Source organism: Pilosibacter fragilis, assembly GCF_032490495.1.
GTDB classification, from domain to species: Bacteria; Bacillota; Clostridia; order Lachnospirales; family Lachnospiraceae; genus Pilosibacter; species Pilosibacter fragilis.
This window is the reverse complement of record NZ_JAVYJB010000025.1, coordinates 19,872-37,462: the sequence shown is the minus strand read 5'-3', so window position 1 is coordinate 37,462 and position 17,591 is coordinate 19,872. Positions and strand designations below refer to the sequence as shown.

Genomic DNA, 17,591 nt, shown 5'->3' with positions numbered 1-17,591 from the left:
GTAGCTTCAAATATGAGGAAGCCTATCTTACACAGTATGCCAACATCCGGGAAGCGCGAGCGGCTATCAAAAGCTATGTACATACCTACAACTTTGAGCGCTGTCATTCAGCGATCAACAATCAGACACCCGCATCATATTATTATCCGGCACTGCTGATTGATCATGCTGCTTAATGGGGGCACCTCCCTAATTCAGCTACAGATATCGGTTCATTATAAAATGCTTGAGTTTTTGTCTTGACAACTGAACCACTATAAAGAGTGTCTGAAATATCATTGGAGATCTCAATCTGAAATGATGCGGTCCGGATAACAGCAGCCGGTTCATTGGAGAGCGGACGAATATTTGTTTCCGAAACAGCAGTACACGGAATTTCAACAAAATCCAGCTCCGCTTTTTCTGTTGTGGCAGGGACAGAAACGTTCTCCTTCATTTCCGCATAAGTCTGTTGCCGAAAGCGCCGTTGCCAGTGGTAGTAGCTTTGCTCTCGGATGCCGTTTTCGTCCATCCATCGTTTCGCTGATTGTCCGGCAGGTCTCTGTCCACAAGCTTGGATGATCTTTCGCCAGTACTCTGCACGGACTTCGTGGGTACACTGATCCATAGTCTTTAGTCCTCCTTGAAAAATCTATTGGTTTTCTCAAGTATGCACTAAAAATGGTTTTAGTGAAAGGCGAGTGGTTTGACCTTTACCTTTCTCGAAAGGATTCTGCCCATACCGATCACCGATGATCGTTGCTAGACCATCGATCCCTTTTCTCAGATCAACAGTGCCGCACGCAAGGACTACACGACGGATCCCGGCTGCGTCTTCAAGCATGGGACACCTCCCGTAAAATATGGCTGAGAAGAGTGTCTGAAATATCATTGGAGATCTCAATCTGAAATGATGCGGTCCGGATAACAGCAGCCGGTTCATTGGAGAGCGGACGAATATTTGTTTCCGAAACAGCAGTACACGGAATTTCAACAAAATCCAGCTCCGATTTTTCCGTTGTGGCAGGGACAGAAACGTTCTCCTTCATTTCCGCATAAGCCTGTTGCCGAAAGCGCCTCTGCCAGTGGTAGTAGCTTTGCTCTCGGATGCCGTTTTCGTCCATCCATCGTTTCGCTGATTGTCCGGCAGGTCTCTGTCCACAAGCCTGGATGATCTTTCGCCAGTACTCTGCACGGACTTCGTGGGTACACTGATCCATAGTCTTTAGTCCTCCTTGAAAAATCTATTGGTTTTCTCAAGTATGCACTAAAAATGGTTTTAGTGAAAGGCGAGTGGTTTGACCTTTACGCTCAGGCAGGCATGAACATCCCTGCACTCGGCACAACTCATGCAGATTATTTCTATGGAGATATTCCATGCACGCGGGAACTGAGTAAAGAAGAGGTCATGGAAGCCTACGAACTGAATACGGGCAAAGTGATAATCGAAACGGTTGAGAAGCTTGGATATGATCCGATGGCAATTCCGGGTATTGTTGTTAAGAACCATGGACCGTTTGCATGGGGAACAAATCCTGCCAATGCTGTGTACAACGCTGTGGTCATGGAGAAGGTTGCGGAAATGGATATCAAGACATTAGCTTTGAATCCGCAGGCCGAGATGAAGCAGTATGTGCTTGATAAGCACTACATGAGGAAGCATGGACCGAATGCTTACTATGGGCAAAAATAATCTCACATCATAGAAAAGTGAGAACTGATTATTGAATGGAAGATTTAAACGAGATGACTGCTAAATTCGGTCGAGCTGACCGATCAGTTCGACCGAATTTAGCAGTTTATCCACTTATATTCTCTCACCGCAGGTTACTTCTGTCAATAGTCAGGTGGCAAGGCGGGGCGGAATACTGGTGGTTCAAATTTTGCAGATTTCCACAGGTATTGAACTTCCAACGATCATCAGCCCCTCTTCAATTTCTATCTTATACTGCCCCATCAGCTCATCACTTACGCCATTATATTCTGGCAGCATTATCTCATTCCCGCCATCAATCAACGACTGATACTTATTCGTTCCAAGATTATGTTCTTTGAGGATTTCAATCTTCAAAAGGTTCGAATAGCTTTTGGCTTTCGATTCTATCAGTTCAACCACAGCTTTCCTGTTTTCCTCACTATCCGTGTAACCGCCGATAACCGGCAAGCGAAAGACAACCGGCTTGCCGCTGTTCAGTAATGTCACAAGATTGTTTTTATATAGCTCAATCCTTCCACCAAGAGAAGATGAGCACAAATCATCATTCAGAACCTTAATATCAACGTAAAACAGGTCTATATGCTTGATTGCAATGGAAAGCTGTACTGATGAGCAGAAAAGGCTTGTCTCCACAATTGTGTGGATTTGCTCATCATTAAGCCGTTGAAGCATGGGATCAAGCTCTTTCATCTGGAGCATGCACTCGCCGCCGGAGAACGTCACGCCTCCAGGAAGAGAGTCCAGATAAGTAGCCGAATTAGCATTACAGTAGCCATAAAACGACTTATCTTTTATTACTTCAGAATATAGCTCATCTGGGCTATACCATTTCCCATAGGTTCCTTCTTCTTCAACTTTTCCGTTATGATCCATCTTTACATACCTTTGCTCCCTGTGCAGTAAATTTTCCGGATTGCTACACCAAGGGCAGTGTATTGAACAACCTTTGAGGAAAACAGTGGTACGTATGCCCGGGCCATCGTGCAGGGAGAAGCGTTGAATATTGGTGAGAAGGATATTCTTTTCAGGTATCATAGATTGACACCTTCTTTCGTGTTGGCTTCATATTCCCTAAAAATCTCCAAAAGCATTTCTATCACCTGTTCATTTGTAAAACTTTGATCCTGTTTGCACCATTCAAACCATTCAGGCTCTCTTGCTACTTGTCTAATTCTTAATGGGGCAGACTGTCTCGCATTTATAACACCGAATGCACAGACTTGCATCAACCACAGGATAAAGAAATCCTTCCTCGTCCTCTTCCATATAAATAGCACCATGAGAAAGAACATACTTTTCACCAAATTGGCCTATGCTCCCCTCACCGTTATTTTCAAGGAATTTCCTGGTCGGACATACGGCATAACAGGCTCCGCAACCACAACAGTTTTCTCGTTTATTATATAATTCTGGCAGTTCCTTATTCGTGTCCTTTAGTCCACCAGTCTTTACATCATAGGACTTTGCCTTACCGTTCTCCCCTATTACGATATTCTTATATCTGGTTGATTGGTGTGGCGTATACTTTCGCGGCTTTTTTGGCTTTGGCTGTTGATTCATATCTAGCCAATGTCCTTGCTTATCCTGATAAACCAATACCCCATCATCAAATTCGCAATAAGGACTATCTGGGTCTATATCAGAAGCATAAGGAGGTATCCCTTGATTCATCTTAGCCTCTCCTTTACTATTGAATGATAACGGCATATCTTAAACCTCCAAAATTCCATAGACTCACCTACTTGGAATCCATCTTCTTTGCTCTTTTGGCTCTCACCAGATAATTTGTAAGCGGGAACCTCATGATATGATAATAGAGTACATCCTTATTACGACGCACCGATGATTCCAATATGCAGCATTTCTGCTTTGAAATCTTAGCCGCTATGTAATCACACTCACCATCGAATTTATAATCAATCTTCTGCATATAAGAATGGTTCATGAAGAAGTCAACTGATTGTTTCAATCCATCCCTCAGAGATACAGTATTATAAACAGAGTGTCCGATTGCGTTGGAGACTTTGGTATTGTCAAAACGCATATTCGTTCCCTTGTCGCCAACCAGTATTTCATAAAATTCGGGCATATATTTCTCGGTATCAGCTCTATCGAGTGAACAGATATTCGGTTTCCTATTTAATAACTCACAAAGAATCGTATAAACCTCAAGCCATGTTTGTTCACTAGTGCTTGTGATATGAAATGCTTCTTTATAAGCCTTTTCATTCAGTAGCAATTCATAAAGCGTTTTAGCAAAATCCTCCGTGTGCGTTAGGGTGCAAATTGCATCACCATGCTCAAACATAATAACCGGCTTATTGGCCATAATGCGAGCCAACAGAGTATATTGGTCGCCCGGTATGATTGGAAATGGAATTCTGTTTTTACCGTAGGTTACATATGGCCGTATAATTGTATAATTGATGCTGCTTTTCCTCAAAAATTCCTCGCACAGATACTTGTTATATGCATAATCCCATTTTTCGTTTCCAATTTCACTCTGTTCCGTCAGAATCTCATCCTCACACTTCTTCTTATAAGCAGTTGATGAGGAAATAAATATAAATTGTATGAACTGCCCATTTAATATGGACAGTGTGCGTTTCAAATGATTCGGAATAAACGACAGAAAATCAACAATGACATCATATGATGGAATTTCCTTGAAAATCTTCTCTCGTAGTACATTTTCCGGCTCATTTCGAAGGTCAGCTTTAATAAGTTTGACCCTTGGATCTATAAAATGAGTTCTGTTCCCTCTATTAAGGGTATAAACCACATTGCCCTTATCCAAACACGTTTTGGTAAAATCAGTAGATAGTATGCCGCTTCCACCGAGAATCAATATATTCATTATGACCGTTATCTCCTTGCCTTTCAGCCGAATCAATATCAATAAGTATGCCGCTCATTCAACTATGCGCTATCATTGGTTATTTTTCTTTGCCCTTCAGTCGATTATAATAATATCTAATCCAGTTTTTGGCCGATGGCTTAAAATGCTTTTTCAGCGATTCTATCGTTCCGATTTCAAAAGCATCTGTGAAGAATCTTTCTCTAATCGGATTAGCCTTGACGCTCTTAACTGCTGTCCAGTTACCGGCCATCAGTTCTTCTGCATCATATCCCAGATATTCCAGATTATCTTTTATCACATCAAAAATCAGCAATGCACGGTCATTCTGCAAAAGCAAAGCTGATAAGCCTTTATTATCATTAATATTCTGGTTTGATTCGGCAACGCCCCAACAGTCAGAAATGGTGAAATCCGAAGTTCTTTGTAATCCTTTAAAATGACATTCAAAACAGGAGGGTCTTATATTCGCATAAGACAGGTAAGAACGCATAAACATTGTCATGCTGCCCCGCCGCTGCCACACATTCCCATTTTGGTAGTCAACCTTGAAATACCATTTCTTCCACCCGTGCGTTTTTGCCTTAAAGGTGATTTTCTTGATTTCTCCCTTATTTTTGAATTGTCCGTTATATCCTCGCCAAACCAAATCCGAACCTACACCATGGCAAACAAAATCCATTGTGAAAAGATTTTCGTACTTTCTTCCAAGGAAATTCTTAAGACCAGCTATCTCACATGGTGTCCCGGTATAAAAAACTGCCCTTCCACTATCCAACGCAGCTTTAGCTTCTAAGAAGCTGTTACACACATTGCTTTGAGGATATTTTGAACCGCGAAGTCTACCCAGATCGTCCAGAGTATCCACTCTAATATGCTTGACATTACAGTTCCGATCAAATGCGGCTCCAAAAATCACAGCATCCTTTTCTTTAAGAAAATACGTTGCCAGCGTTGTGAATGCACCACCGGACGTACTATCCAATCTCGTTTGCAGGTCTTTGTTGTAGCAAGCATATGCAACAGGAAAGGTAACATCCTGATTAACTAAATTCTCTTGTTCAATTATATTTTCCATCACAAATCCTCCCTCAGACCATTTCGACCCTCAGTGAAGGATCCATATTAATATCTGGAAGATGCCCTTCTGTAGCATTCTCCCTTGCAATAATCTTAGCAGGGTTGCCAATTACGATGGAATGCGGCGGAACATCAAAGTTCACGAAAGTGTTCGGTGCTATAAGCACATCATCACCTATGCTAATATTGCCAACTATTGTCGAATTTGTTCTAATGCAAACTCTGTTCCCAAAAGTAGGATATCCTTTGTGCTTTCCACGTATATCTCTTCCAATAGTCACTCCGTGAGTAATCATAGTCTCATTGCCAAATTTCGCATTCCCATTGATAACTATCTTTCCCCAATGTCCAATCAAAAGGCAGTCTCCAATATTACAGTTACCGAGGAAATCTATCCCGGTTTTCTCTGCCATACGGTTTAACTTTCTTTCGTAGATATAGCCCCACAGGTTGCCTTTATTAACCTGGTATTTACGATAGACAACCACAGTTCTCCATTCCGGAGACTTCTTTTCCTTTCTGGAAAGTGTAACGCCGCCGTTTCGGAATCTGGCATTAAACACCTCGTCCTTTGCTATTTTCCCTTCGTAATCTCTTTTGTTGAATTTAAAGAAGGAAGGGCTACCTATCTTATTTATAATTCTCTTAATATTCATGCAGCAACCTCCCCTAAATAGCCAAGCTGTGAGCTATCAGAATAGGCTGGAAAGACATAACTTGACAAGCCGTACCTGAGAAGAGAACTTCTATTCCCGCATCCAAATATTTTTTGCAGTCAGCATATGCTAAAAACGCCTGGCTTTGATAATACTTGCTACCGCGAATATCATTTAATTCTTCAATGCAGGTAACCGGCTTATGATAGACATCCCATGTCTTCTCGTCAAATGTCGCACCAAATACAACGCCATTATCTTGAAGAACGACTTCAGCAATTGCTGTAAACGCACCACCCGATGAACTATTCATAAGCACTTCATCATCTTGATACCAAGCCATGTACCAATCGCTTTTTCCAAGTTTATTTACCTGTTGCACCATATACATCATTTTCTCCTAGCTCATCGAATTCAACGACCCATTCGCTTTTCGTGGACGAGACAGCATTATTTTCTCTTCACAAGTCGCAGTAGCATATCTTTATTTATCGCAAGAGCAATACACCCCACAAGAGCCATTGCAGCTATCCCAAACCAACTATTCCAAAAATAAAGTGCAGTTTGAATAGCAGAAATTGACAGCATAATTAAGATTCTTTTTAATTCCAATTTTATCGTTATGAACTTTTTAATATCCCTCCACCGAAAAAAGAACATTACTATATAACCCGTAAGAGTGGTCAAAGCCGCTGCCATAAGTCCAAAATAGGGAATGAGCAAAAAATTTAAAACTATATTTGTCAATGCTCCCCAAACACTAGTCAGGAAAGCCCCTTTTGTTTGATAGAACAAAACATAGTATGAACCAAGGTTAGATGCAATAGCATGTGCAACAGCTCCAGCAAGCAGAGGAGGAATATATAGCCAAGAATCAGCATAACTCGAATCAAACAAATAAATGATCATTGGACGAGACACCACTAGAATACCGACATAGCCCAGCATCATAAACACAAAGTAGTTGTTGAATATTCTACTGTAAAAGTTATTACGCTCCTTATCATCGAGAGAGTTGATTGCTGTCGTTTGATAAGCCTGATAAAATATACTCTCAAATGCATTTAAAATCGAAGGGATTTTATTGGAAACAGCGTAGATACCGTTTGCTGCCATTCCCATAAAAATGCCAATAGCATACCGATCGGACACATTCAAGACCCACCACATAACCGTTGTAGGCATAAGTGGAATACAATGCTTTAGCAGTCTTTTTTGATAAGCCTTATCAAGATGCTGTCTTTTGATAACTTTAAAAGGCCTTACATTAATAAAAAGATAGACAAATGTTATAATTTTTGCAAAAAGGAATCCAATATACCAGCCATTCAGGCCATATCTAAGCAAAACAATAAAAAGAAAAGTAAATACCAGCTGGAAAGCCGAGTTCACAACCCCCGAAAAAGCAAATACCTTTATTTTGCCACTTCCACGCTCATACCAACTAAAAATCAAAGTAAAACCATCTATGACCACATAAAGATAAATAATCAATATTACGGGAAGATTCTGATATATCAGAGAAATTGGTATGATGAGCAATGCTCCTATAATTGTACCAATCAAGGCAATCAAAGAGCAATTAGTCAATACTTTATTATTGTCTTCATCCGGATCACTTGTAAAGCGAAAGACACTTTCATAGACATCCGCCATAAGGATTGGCAGCAACAACGAAGCCGTTGTTGTCACCAAGTCCATAGTACCATATTCCGCTGTTGTCAGGTAGTATGAATACAATGGAGCAAGGATAAAGGATATCGCTTTGCTTCCGAATGTTGCTATTCCAATGATCAGAGTGTTTTTCTTTAGCTCTGAAAGTTTACTGCTTTTATTCTGTTCAGTCATACGGCATATTCCTTATATGTTATTAATGGTATACTTAGGGCTACTCTTTAATCGAGTCCATAGATATTATTTTACTTTATCCAATTAACATTTTCATGTAATGCTCTTAAGTAACCCCAGTATCAATGGCAAAATATCACACTTCTTCATAGTCAATCCCTGTAATCAACAAAACAGCCTTTAATCTGAACTCAGTGCGTTTTTTAAATAATCATATCCAATCGTGCGCAGAGCCTCGACCTTTAACCTTACTTGTGTATAATCGATTGCAGAATCAAGCTTTGTAAAGGATTCTTCAATATCAGCGATTATGCGGTTTTCGAGTCCCAGTTGACACAGGATATCTGTCTTTCTGAACTCGCTTCCTGTATTTTCGCACATCGAGAAAAAATTCTTCTCGAAATTGACCGATAGTATAGTTCCATGGTAAGAATCTGTTATAATCATCTCAGCATTCATGATGTTACTTATAAACTCCAGCGGACCAAATTCCGGATGAATTTCAAAGCAATCATCTGGATAGTTTAAATAAACAAAAGGTGTAACCACTTTTACTTTATATCCAGTACGCTCCGAGATTTGTTTAAGCAATGCAATGCGCTCTCTTTGCGGTTTATAGCTACGTAACGAATAATACAAAATATACCTTTCATCTTTGCTCTGTTTTAGGTCCAACAAATCAATCCAATCTTTTCTGGATAGAAGAAACGTAGGATCCGGAACATTGATCGATCCCAATTTGTATTTTTCATTTATTCTTTTATTGCTACTTGCCTCTCTGAACGAAAGATGGTCAAACTGAGAAATGTAGCCGATAATTGAATCAAGCTCCACATCAGACATGTTACTTATCGAAGATGCATAAGAAACCTTCTTGCCGTTAAAGTCAGACAATAAATACGGCTTCATATAATCGATTGCTTGCCCTTCCAGTTCATTTGAATGAAAATTCCAAATCTGATCGCTTCCGCTAACAATACAGGGGTATTCAGCAAATACCTGCATCGCTGCTTCCGGAACTTCAAACTCCTTTGTAAGGCTCAATCTTGACTCGATAAATTGTTCATATGCCTTTGCTCTCTGAAGCCTTTTTCCCCTTACCGGCATCATAATGAGATCCTTAATAAATGTCTTGGAACCAAACGCCGTCCTGTAAAGTTTTTGGTAGTACTGCTTCTGCCTTTTCATTCTATAATTAATAATATCAGCTTCATACCCCAAACGCTTGATTGCTTCTTGCGTAGCTAAAGCCTGTAAAACAGAGCCAAAGTTATAGGCAGAATGATATGTTATAACTCCAACTTTAGTTCTATATCCATTTTCCATAATAGCCTCACATCATTTTAACTCTGATTTTCTTTCCCACAGCCTTACGTTCTTTAACTTCTACAAGCTGTTCCTTCGCAATACTCGAATCCATTGTAATTATCCACGACATCGTCATACATACAGTACATAATATTCTTGACTGAACTACTGTTACAACAAGAAGTGCCATGTAAAGAAATAGGAATCCCAAAACATTCCGATACTTAGGTTGTGAGATATATTTCTTAACTGCAATCACAACCGGGACGATATACCATAGCCCCCACAATAGTCCACCATATGCTAATATTCCACCAAGACCTGTACTCAATCCAGCATCAGTTCTCTTGTAAAGCCTAAAAGGATTAATGCCTTTTAAATTATTATAACCTATCCCGTTAATCGGATCGCTAGTAAAGCATTTTAATGATGCTAAAATATCATCTGTACGAACGGAAGCAGAGTAAACATTGCTAACAAATTTATCTTGGATCACATACGCCCCAAAATAAACTAAAACAGCAATAATCGCAGGTAGGCAAAAGAACTTCAAAAATTTGTTATTCTTTATTCTTTCGTAAAACCTCAAATACATCATTACTGCAATTAGCAAAAGACCAGTCGTTGAAAGAGATGAAGCAATCGAGATAATAATAGACGCAGCCACAATTTTCCGAATACCTTTGACTCTAAGAAATAGCTCATAGTAAAGAGCCAAACATCCAACAAATGTAAGCATTGGGCCTTCTACAAACAACGCTGTATTCCTTACACCGGAATAGCCAAGCGCATACACTTCCTGTCCTTCACAATACAAATGATAATAGTCTTTATACGTATTAGTTCCCCATCCTACCTCATCCGCAGAATAAATAGCCGTTGGACTAATTAGATGGAGATTAGATGCAAACACAAAAAACATCAAACTGAGTAGACATATGACTGCTATGATATTTGTATACTTCTCCCAAAAATCAAGTACAACATCTGTTTTGTCAAAATACACGACTGTGAACACAAAAGGAAGCACGCAAGAGAACATAAACTCATAGCTAAAAAAGCCTCGTACAATAAGCAGCAGCATGCATAATAAATATGCCGCACATAAAACAGAGGCATTTTTTTTGAGTTTTATTTTTCTACGCAACAAAAGCAACAGTACAAAATTTACATTCGTCAAAATATAAAAAATCCGGTTCGGATACACCATGCACATAAGGGAATAGCAATTAAAAATAATCAATAGCGCAAGTGTATATGTAAGCAAAGATATAAGAATCTTTTTCATCGCGTCTCATCCTAACTATGAAAAATATCTGTGTTTCATCCGACGAAGCAGTAACACAATTTTTTCCTTTGTCGGCATTTCAACATTAACGATAGCCACATGCCTTATTTTTTTGTTATTCTTTATCAACCAAACATTCAGAAGCCGTTCACTTAAAAAGCCGTATAGTCTCTTCTGATATGAGTTTAGCTTGCTTAAGTCCACTGTCTTCTCCAATTCAAATAAAACGGAAAAAAGCCACTCACAGTACGCATCAAAAATCTCCGCCCTGCAAAACATCATATTGAACAGTACCGATTTGTTCTGTGCAAAATACTGATCGAACGCCGTTATATATTCCGGATGCATATTTGCTACAATTCTTCTAAGCTCGTCAAAAATTTCCGGGGTACAGCACTCCACAAGAAGTTCTTCTTTTGCGTTTTGCTTAAAGTATTCGATATAAGGAAGAACTATATCAGCCCCCTTTAAGAAACCAAGCATTTCATCATATGTGTAAACATTCGTCATTTTGCTGCTCAGATTACTTTTTCCAAAATAACGTCTGTAATGAACAAGTCCCTTATACTCGTCAGTTGTATTCTTCCAAATCCAATATAAACCTGTAAGCTCACAGAAATTTTGGTTTTTTATTGATATATTATCTCCGGTATTATCTTGCAGATAACCAAGGCGTTCCTTCCCCTCTGCTCCTACTTGTAATGGCACATAGTTTTCCAGTCGAGGAACATCAAATTCTTTATGTGCTGCAATATAAATCATTTTTTCACTCCCAAATACAAACTCATGAAACTCTGCACAGTATCCTCAATAGAATATTTCTCTTCTCGAAGTCTTTTATACGCTTCTGTTCTGTCCCTACGCATACTTCCATAATGGTTTACGTCATCAACCCAACTACTAATATCGGCATCCTCGATTCCTAGGAAGGTTACATCATCTAGCAGCTTTGCCTGTGAGGTAATTTTATCAGAGAATATAACCGGAAGTCCTGATGCTTGCGCCTCTACACCTACGATTGGCAGCCCTTCAAAATGCGAGGGAAGAACAAATACATCCATCGCCATGAATAGCTTTTCAACTTCATTTGAAGTACCGTAGAAAACGAGAATATCATTCAAATTCATTTCTTCCGCTACGGCCTTAATTCTATCTTTCTCCGGTCCTTCTCCAACCAATAGAATCTTAGAATGCATTTGCTTTTCTTTTAGAGCCTTCGCTATCTTGAGAATGTACTCATGATTTTTTTGATAGGCAAATCTACCCACATGACCTATCAATACCTCATCTGTTATCCCCAGCTGTTCCCTGACGTTCTGACGGATATTATCCTTGAAACGGAATTTTTCTAGATCAATTCCGTTTTGGATAATCATAACTTTTTCTTTGGGAATTCCAGGATACATCCATACTGCTGCCACATCAGAACAGGCTACAAAGTCCGTAGCCACATTCTTTAAAAGCATTCTGCATAATCGATGTACCACTACCTTAAAAGTTCTGTGATTTCCATCAACCCCAGCTGCATGTGAGTGAACAACAACACGTTTCACGCCGACTCTTTTTGCAGCCAACGCAGAAACAAGCAATTTATTTGCCACATCAGCATGAATATGGACAAAATCATATTTATTTTCTTCCAGGAGCTTTTTTAGATTTTTATAACAGACAATCTGTTTTTTCCACTTGCTTCCCTCATAGCCTAAATAATAGATTTTACTTCCAAGTGCTTCAAAATGCTCCACATTCTTTTGATTTACGAATTTCTCAATTGCACCTATATCAATCTGTATTTCTTTGCTCGAATGTTCGATTACGTTCTTCACGAGCGAATAAACACCGCCTGTGTGAAGATCATCAACATTTACTTCTAATACTTTTATATGCTTTCCTACCACTTTTCCTACCCCCCCCCTTACTCCTTATGTCTGTAAATCCAACAAAATATTTTATAATACGGTAGCTTTAGCTTTATCAGCCTCTTCAAAAACGCCACCTTCCATGTAGAGTTTGAAAAGTCATATAGAAAAAATTTAGGATTCATTATGTATTTCCACAATGGCTTAGGGTCAGCCGCATTTACTACACCAACGCCCAAATGAAACGGATAATTTCCTATTTTTTTGAGCTCGCGTCTATTGGCTTTTTCACAAAGCACCTCTACCCCAAGCAACATGTTTGAACATGTTGCATTCACAAACTCTGAAACGGCAGCTTTGCCAAAATCAGTAGTAAAACGCAACGCTCCGTTTTGAATATCATTAAAAAACTTTCTGTGTTCCTCATCATCCTGACATTCATATGGAGCGAACAAAACCTCGCCGTTGCCACTATAACCCGTAACAGACCCGTGTGGTGCAGAGAAAAAAATCTCAATCAATGCTGTCATTGATGCCAGAAAGCATCTTTTCTCGATATCGTTCTCGCCATTGAGATAAAAGCCCTCGGCCTGACTTCCCGCATCAACAACCGCATCCTCACGGACACCTAAGTAATATCCCTTCCAGTTATATTCCGGGAAGACTTCTTGTAAACAGAACTGCATGGTACAACGCCAGCCAATATCTACGACAACGACATCTTTAGTACAGTTCAATTCATTGATATAATTCTTAATGCCTTCGTAATTCTGATTCGCCTTGTCAATCACATCTGGAAGAATACGATTATAAAACTCTACAAAATATTGGTTTTCTGTCAGTCGATCTCTATAAATAACCGTACTAAGCTTTAAACCAGATGCCACTGCTTCGCTTTCATAGTCTTCAGGATTTAGGTTCAGTTTTGTCAGGAATCCATGCACAGTCATTTGAGCCTGCTCGGACTTTAACATTCTGGCTACTGTTTCTAGTGAGGCATCCTTATGCAATGCTGCTAAAATCAAACTTTTTCTTGATCCAAGAAAATATTTATATCTATCCTCTGCTCCATAAAGTGCTTCATACGCTTTCTTCACAACATAACAGTCCCTTGCAAAGAAAAGAACCGTTACGTTCTGTGGAATCCCGGCATGTAACCATTTCACGAAGAAATAAAGCAGCGGGCCATAAATCTCATAGCCCAGTTTTACATCGTTATATTCTACCTTTTCACCATTTCCAGTAACATCTATAACACTGATACGATTATTTATGAAAGAACTGATCACATTTTTGTCTAAATCGGTTCTTTCACTCTTATGGAGATACTCTGTATTTCTATAATGGGTTGCAATATTTACAGTCGCAATGCCAGCACTTTTTGCGGAAAGGTAATCACCTTTTTTATTGTCTCCTATATGCACCCATCTTTTTATGCCGATATTTTCTTTTTCAGCAACAACCTTAAATAATGCTCCCTTCTGTCTTTTCTGAACTCCATATTCAGCTGAAACGCAAATCGCATCATACCCGACTATTCCGTTATTTCTCAGCAGCTCTTCCACAAACGAAGCAGGCCAGTACATATCAGAGATTATCAATATTCTCTTCCCAGTTTCTTTGCAATAATCGAATACAGCCATCATCAGCTGATTAGCTGTGCATACTGCTGTTTCGACTTCTTTTTCTATTGAGCACAGGTCTGCTGCAATCAGTTCGTTTACTACAGCCTCGCCAACAGTTTTATTGTTTAAACACGCATATATATCGTCAATAGTGACTTCCTTTGAAACATTCTTCTCTCTGGCTTCAGATTCAGCTTTCTTGCGAAACTCTTTAAAACCATCTATCTTTTTGTCATGAGTCGAATTGTACTTTCTTTCCACAAGATCAAATACATCACTCTCTGATTCAACATCTCGTTTAAGCAAGGTGTCAAATACGTCAAATGATACCACATCGTATGGCTGAATCATTTTTATAATATTGTCAGCTGATCTCTGCGGATAGCCGTTCAAAATTTTCTTCAAATCCATCTAATGTGCTCCTATCGGTTCCTTTATATAATGGTTTCTGTTACGCCACTTTTTCCGCAGCTAAAGCTCTCTCAATCAACAAATCTTTATAGCTCTCTGGTAATTCGTTAAAGTACGCAGAAAATCCCCATACTCTAACAATTAGCCCTTTATACTTCTCCGGATGAGCCTTGGCATCAATAAGCGTTTTGCTGTCAATCAAGTTCATCTGCATCTGGAAGAAGCCGGATGCTATTGCTCCCTTCATGAACAGGACAAATTTACCAGTGTTTTCATCAATCAGCGATTCTGTCATAAAGAAGTCGATGACATTGCCGTTAAAACGCTGATCACCGTATTCAAGTTTCCCAGCAAATCCTACGATTTCCGTGTATCCAGCGTCAGTGCAGGAAATATGCGTATTGTATGGTTTCCCACTCTTTCTGCCTGAAAAGTCAGCCGACATCCTCTTGCTCAAGATGTTATAGCCAGGAGAACTCAACCCAAACTTCACTGTACCGCCCAGAGCGTTATGATAGCTCTTTGCTATAGAAGCAATAGAGGATGTGATACGGTTGACCAGCACTTCCACTTCAGCATTATCATGCCCGTAGGACTTTTTAAGAGATGTCACCTCTATAAACATTTCCGGGGCACTATCAAAATTCTCCACTCTCGCCTTATTCATCTCGGCAAGTGAGTATTTCTTATCCTTGAATACCAGTTTTTTGATATTGAACAGACTATCCACCACATTGGAAAGCGCAACTGTCGTAATGCCATAGTTGTTGTATTTGGCAGCGCCTTCGGATACATCTTTTCTCTTTTCAGCGCAGCCATCCATAAAAATGGAAACAAGCGGGTCTTTCGCCCACTTCATTTCATCTACGCTCTGTAGGAACTCTTTAAAACACTTCCCGTTTTCTTTGATATAAGATTCTACCAGCTCTTCAATACTTCTATACTCTACTCCATTGTTAAGAACTGCATCTAGCGCCTTAAAATAGTCGAATACCATAATGTTATTCTGGTCAAGCGACTTACCTACGATATATGGTTCCCAACAAGCTGAAACGCAATACGAGTAGGCGTCCTCATTCGGCATTCCAAATCCTTTAAGAGCAGGAATAACAACCTCATCATTTGAAAACAGTGGGCTTCCAGTCTTTGCTGTAAGACATGACACGGCGAGTTTCAGGAGGCTGTCCGGCATATTCTTTCCAACACGCAGGAATGTCTTCGGATCCGGCTTCTTTAGATTCGCCTGCTCTTTCAGGAATATCTCCGTAAGACCATTGCAAAAATATTTACCGTTGGGCTGATTGCCACCAAGAATAATAATCTGCCCAATATCCCCTTCAAGGGCATCGCTCTTATATTCAGGATACTTGCTCAGATTGCTAAGGAAGTCCGCAATATAAGCAGATGCAGATTCATATGTTAGCAAACCGTCTTTCACATCAGCATCGTATAAATCAGCGAGGATATAGTCCAAACGTCCAAGTCCATTCAAGCGATGCCTCGTCTGCCACATAATCTGATTAAAAAAGAGAATCCGCTGCAATGCCTCATCAAAATGCAGTGCTGGTCTTGAGAGCGTATTCTTAAAATACTCAATCTGTCTTTCCTTATATGTGTTGTCTGATGCCTTTAATGTAGTAAGGATACGAACACGAAGAGTCTCAATACCATCAGCTACAGCTTTCGCTTCCTGCCCATATTCATCTTTTCCAATGTTTCTACTTGCCAGATCATTAAAAGCTCCATGAACAACTTTGTCATAATCCAACGTGAAGTTGCTCAGGATGTTTCCCGGAACGGCGATGGTTTTGCTTTCATCAAGGAAATATACAAAATGGCTGTCTTTATCTAAAGTGACATTCGCATTCTCAAGTAATGCCCTTGTGTCATTCCCTACAGTTCGCTTACCACTCGCCTTGACAGCCTTAATGCTCGAATATGCCTTAGCCACATGCCGCAGCATATCAGCTTTGCCTTTTTCATCAAATTGATGCTTCTTTATGAAAGGAACTACATAGTTCACTTGCCACATATCATTTTTTATTTTAGTCTTTAAGCTCACTGTGTTTCGCCCCTCCATATAACTCTTTTACCGGCAATGGCTTTCCTTCTATCAAAACCCATGCTCATATCTTTTGCCCAAGAACTTAGCTTTCAGGAATGCAGTCCCTTTGTTCCACCAATTAATCGGCTCCATGTGTATATGCTGGATTTCCTTTATCTTCAGCCCTTGCTCTCCAACTTCTTTGTCAAGCCAGACATTAAGCAGGATTTCTCCAACTCTACCCGGATACCGAGCTTGGAATGCGGAGTAGTTGCTCGTATCTACTCTTTTATCCAGTTCAAACAGCACATCGAAAAGGAATGAGCAATACTTATCAACGAGATCCGCTCTCATCAGAAACATATTGAACATGTAACCGCTTTTCCTTTTAAGGATCTTGTCATAACTATCAAAATACTGCGGATATCGTTCGCCGATAATCTCCCGTGTCTTTTCCAAGTGTTCTATGTAATGAGTATGAGCATAATGCGATTCAAGTGTTTCAATCACATAATGGCGTTTCTCTGGCACGATAACATCGTACTGTTTGCACAGAATCTGTGCTTCTTTGCTGTTCAATACCGATTTCCACTTGCTCTCTTCGTCGTTTTCAGCTTTTTTCTTTCTGAAACAAAAATGCCGACGATAATGTGCCAAACCGAGATAATCAGCCTGCAGATTCTTCCACATCCAGTACATTCCGGTAAGCTCACAGAAGTATGGATTGAGATTAGAGATATTATCTCCTGTGCTATCCCCCTGATAGCCTATCGAATCCTTGCCCTCAGCTCCAACATGAAGCGGAACGTATATATCATCCTGTGGCATACGATATTTCTTGTGTGCAGCAATGATGATTTTGATGTCTAACGGTTTGCTTTGTTTATTTTGGCTCATATCGCCTACCCCTTTTAATCCG

Annotated in this window: 19 protein-coding genes; 2 read left to right on the top strand and 17 right to left on the bottom strand. The window is 39.8% G+C overall.

Annotation, left to right across the window (positions count from 1 at the left end; translation table 11 throughout):
- Positions 1 to 176 (top strand): integrase core domain-containing protein (locus tag ABCW45_RS17960; RefSeq protein WP_425518623.1); only part of this gene is annotated, 176 nt, incomplete at its 5' end.
- Here ABCW45_RS17960 and ABCW45_RS16160 read toward each other — a convergent pair.
- Genes ABCW45_RS16160 through ABCW45_RS16150 form a run of 3 tightly spaced genes read right to left on the bottom strand, consistent with a single transcriptional unit; the run spans position 173 to position 1,199 of the window.
- The gene (locus tag ABCW45_RS16160) at positions 173 to 607 is read right to left on the bottom strand and encodes an IS66 family insertion sequence element accessory protein TnpB (protein WP_343221181.1); all 435 of its coding nucleotides are present in this window, start codon (positions 605 to 607) and stop codon (positions 173 to 175) included. The two genes, ABCW45_RS17960 and ABCW45_RS16160, sit on opposite strands and share 4 nt — an antisense overlap.
- 36 nt (positions 608 to 643) lie before the next feature.
- Positions 644 to 823 (bottom strand): IS66 family insertion sequence element accessory protein TnpB, encoded by a 180-nt coding sequence (tnpB, locus tag ABCW45_RS16155; RefSeq protein WP_343221180.1) that lies wholly within the window; start codon positions 821 to 823, stop codon positions 644 to 646.
- Positions 816 to 1,199, bottom strand: coding sequence for a hypothetical protein (locus tag ABCW45_RS16150; RefSeq protein WP_117470327.1), 384 nt, complete (start codon positions 1,197 to 1,199; stop codon positions 816 to 818). Before ABCW45_RS16150 ends, tnpB begins: the two co-directional genes overlap by 8 nt.
- A 53-nt stretch (positions 1,200 to 1,252) precedes the next feature.
- On the opposite strand from ABCW45_RS16150, the gene ABCW45_RS16145 reads away from it, so the two are divergent.
- Complete coding sequence (locus tag ABCW45_RS16145; protein WP_425518622.1) at positions 1,253 to 1,672, top strand: class II aldolase/adducin family protein; 420 nt, start codon at positions 1,253 to 1,255, stop codon at positions 1,670 to 1,672.
- 183 nt (positions 1,673 to 1,855) lie between these two features.
- On the opposite strand, the gene ABCW45_RS16140 is transcribed toward ABCW45_RS16145, so the two are convergent.
- The 14 genes from ABCW45_RS16140 to ABCW45_RS16075 all read right to left on the bottom strand — a co-directional run bounded on the left by ABCW45_RS16140 (position 1,856) and on the right by ABCW45_RS16075 (position 17,569).
- On the bottom strand, positions 1,856 to 2,731 hold the full coding sequence (locus tag ABCW45_RS16140; protein ID WP_015552307.1) for a 4Fe-4S cluster-binding domain-containing protein: 876 nt from the start codon (positions 2,729 to 2,731) through the stop codon (positions 1,856 to 1,858).
- Between the two features lie 132 nt (positions 2,732 to 2,863).
- Positions 2,864 to 3,403, bottom strand: coding sequence for an NADH-quinone oxidoreductase subunit I (locus ABCW45_RS16135; RefSeq protein ID WP_015552306.1), 540 nt, complete (start codon positions 3,401 to 3,403; stop codon positions 2,864 to 2,866).
- A 31-nt stretch (positions 3,404 to 3,434) separates the two neighbouring features.
- Positions 3,435 to 4,553, bottom strand: coding sequence for an NAD-dependent epimerase/dehydratase family protein (locus ABCW45_RS16130; protein WP_015552305.1), 1,119 nt, complete (start codon positions 4,551 to 4,553; stop codon positions 3,435 to 3,437).
- Positions 4,554 to 4,632: 79 nt separating this feature from the next.
- Complete coding sequence (locus ABCW45_RS16125; protein ID WP_015552304.1) at positions 4,633 to 5,631, bottom strand: Coenzyme F420 hydrogenase/dehydrogenase, beta subunit C-terminal domain; 999 nt, start codon at positions 5,629 to 5,631, stop codon at positions 4,633 to 4,635.
- Positions 5,632 to 5,644: 13 nt separating this feature from the next.
- Positions 5,645 to 6,289 carry a serine O-acetyltransferase gene (locus ABCW45_RS16120; RefSeq protein WP_015552303.1) on the bottom strand — a complete coding sequence of 215 codons (645 nt, stop codon included), beginning with the start codon at positions 6,287 to 6,289 and terminating at the stop codon, positions 5,645 to 5,647.
- 13 nt (positions 6,290 to 6,302) lie between these two features.
- Positions 6,303 to 6,674, bottom strand: a complete 372-nt coding sequence (locus ABCW45_RS16115; RefSeq protein ID WP_158553048.1) for a coenzyme F420 hydrogenase/dehydrogenase beta subunit N-terminal domain-containing protein — start codon at positions 6,672 to 6,674, stop codon at positions 6,303 to 6,305.
- A 65-nt stretch (positions 6,675 to 6,739) separates the two neighbouring features.
- Positions 6,740 to 8,137, bottom strand: coding sequence for a lipopolysaccharide biosynthesis protein (locus tag ABCW45_RS16110; protein WP_015552301.1), 1,398 nt, complete (start codon positions 8,135 to 8,137; stop codon positions 6,740 to 6,742).
- Positions 8,138 to 8,317: 180 nt separating this feature from the next.
- Positions 8,318 to 9,463, bottom strand: a complete 1,146-nt coding sequence (locus tag ABCW45_RS16105; protein WP_117503735.1) for a polysaccharide pyruvyl transferase family protein — start codon at positions 9,461 to 9,463, stop codon at positions 8,318 to 8,320.
- A gap of 7 nt (positions 9,464 to 9,470) precedes the next feature.
- Positions 9,471 to 10,733 carry a hypothetical protein gene (locus tag ABCW45_RS16100; protein ID WP_015552299.1) on the bottom strand — a complete coding sequence of 421 codons (1,263 nt, stop codon included), beginning with the start codon at positions 10,731 to 10,733 and terminating at the stop codon, positions 9,471 to 9,473.
- A gap of 15 nt (positions 10,734 to 10,748) precedes the next feature.
- The gene (locus ABCW45_RS16095; RefSeq protein WP_117503734.1) at positions 10,749 to 11,495 is read right to left on the bottom strand and encodes a DUF4422 domain-containing protein; all 747 of its coding nucleotides are present in this window, start codon (positions 11,493 to 11,495) and stop codon (positions 10,749 to 10,751) included.
- Positions 11,492 to 12,631: a glycosyltransferase gene (locus ABCW45_RS16090; RefSeq protein ID WP_242998019.1), complete on the bottom strand. Its 1,140-nt coding sequence runs from the start codon at positions 12,629 to 12,631 to the stop codon at positions 11,492 to 11,494. Before ABCW45_RS16090 ends, ABCW45_RS16095 begins: the two co-directional genes overlap by 4 nt.
- A 17-nt stretch (positions 12,632 to 12,648) precedes the next feature.
- Entirely contained in the window at positions 12,649 to 14,628 is a 1,980-nt protein-coding gene (locus tag ABCW45_RS16085; protein ID WP_015552297.1) for a haloacid dehalogenase, read from the bottom strand.
- A 40-nt stretch (positions 14,629 to 14,668) separates the two neighbouring features.
- Positions 14,669 to 16,690, bottom strand: coding sequence for a pyruvate formate lyase family protein (locus tag ABCW45_RS16080; RefSeq protein ID WP_158553047.1), 2,022 nt, complete (start codon positions 16,688 to 16,690; stop codon positions 14,669 to 14,671).
- A 51-nt stretch (positions 16,691 to 16,741) separates the two neighbouring features.
- Positions 16,742 to 17,569: a DUF4422 domain-containing protein gene (locus ABCW45_RS16075; RefSeq protein ID WP_015552296.1), complete on the bottom strand. Its 828-nt coding sequence runs from the start codon at positions 17,567 to 17,569 to the stop codon at positions 16,742 to 16,744.
- Positions 17,570 to 17,591 lie beyond the last annotated feature (22 nt).

Bases quoted from the DNA above. Each gene is read 5' to 3' on its own strand.
- ABCW45_RS16160 (WP_343221181.1), bottom strand. From the start codon at position 607: ATGGATCAGTGTACCCACGAAGTCCGTGCAGAGTACTGGCGAAAGATC.
- tnpB (WP_343221180.1), bottom strand. From the start codon at position 823: ATGCTTGAAGACGCAGCCGGGATCCGTCGTGTAGTCCTTGCGTGCGGC.
- ABCW45_RS16150 (WP_117470327.1), bottom strand. From the start codon at position 1,199: ATGGATCAGTGTACCCACGAAGTCCGTGCAGAGTACTGGCGAAAGATC.
- ABCW45_RS16145 (WP_425518622.1), top strand. From the start codon at position 1,253: ATGGTTTTAGTGAAAGGCGAGTGGTTTGACCTTTACGCTCAGGCAGGC.
- ABCW45_RS16140 (WP_015552307.1), bottom strand. From the start codon at position 2,731: ATGATACCTGAAAAGAATATCCTTCTCACCAATATTCAACGCTTCTCC.
- ABCW45_RS16135 (WP_015552306.1), bottom strand. From the start codon at position 3,403: ATGCCGTTATCATTCAATAGTAAAGGAGAGGCTAAGATGAATCAAGGG.
- ABCW45_RS16130 (WP_015552305.1), bottom strand. From the start codon at position 4,553: ATGAATATATTGATTCTCGGTGGAAGCGGCATACTATCTACTGATTTT.
- ABCW45_RS16125 (WP_015552304.1), bottom strand. From the start codon at position 5,631: ATGGAAAATATAATTGAACAAGAGAATTTAGTTAATCAGGATGTTACC.
- ABCW45_RS16120 (WP_015552303.1), bottom strand. From the start codon at position 6,289: ATGAATATTAAGAGAATTATAAATAAGATAGGTAGCCCTTCCTTCTTT.
- ABCW45_RS16115 (WP_158553048.1), bottom strand. From the start codon at position 6,674: ATGGTGCAACAGGTAAATAAACTTGGAAAAAGCGATTGGTACATGGCT.
- ABCW45_RS16110 (WP_015552301.1), bottom strand. From the start codon at position 8,137: ATGACTGAACAGAATAAAAGCAGTAAACTTTCAGAGCTAAAGAAAAAC.
- ABCW45_RS16105 (WP_117503735.1), bottom strand. From the start codon at position 9,463: ATGGAAAATGGATATAGAACTAAAGTTGGAGTTATAACATATCATTCT.
- ABCW45_RS16100 (WP_015552299.1), bottom strand. From the start codon at position 10,733: ATGAAAAAGATTCTTATATCTTTGCTTACATATACACTTGCGCTATTG.
- ABCW45_RS16095 (WP_117503734.1), bottom strand. From the start codon at position 11,495: ATGATTTATATTGCAGCACATAAAGAATTTGATGTTCCTCGACTGGAA.
- ABCW45_RS16085 (WP_015552297.1), bottom strand. From the start codon at position 14,628: ATGGATTTGAAGAAAATTTTGAACGGCTATCCGCAGAGATCAGCTGAC.
- ABCW45_RS16075 (WP_015552296.1), bottom strand. From the start codon at position 17,569: ATGAGCCAAAATAAACAAAGCAAACCGTTAGACATCAAAATCATCATT.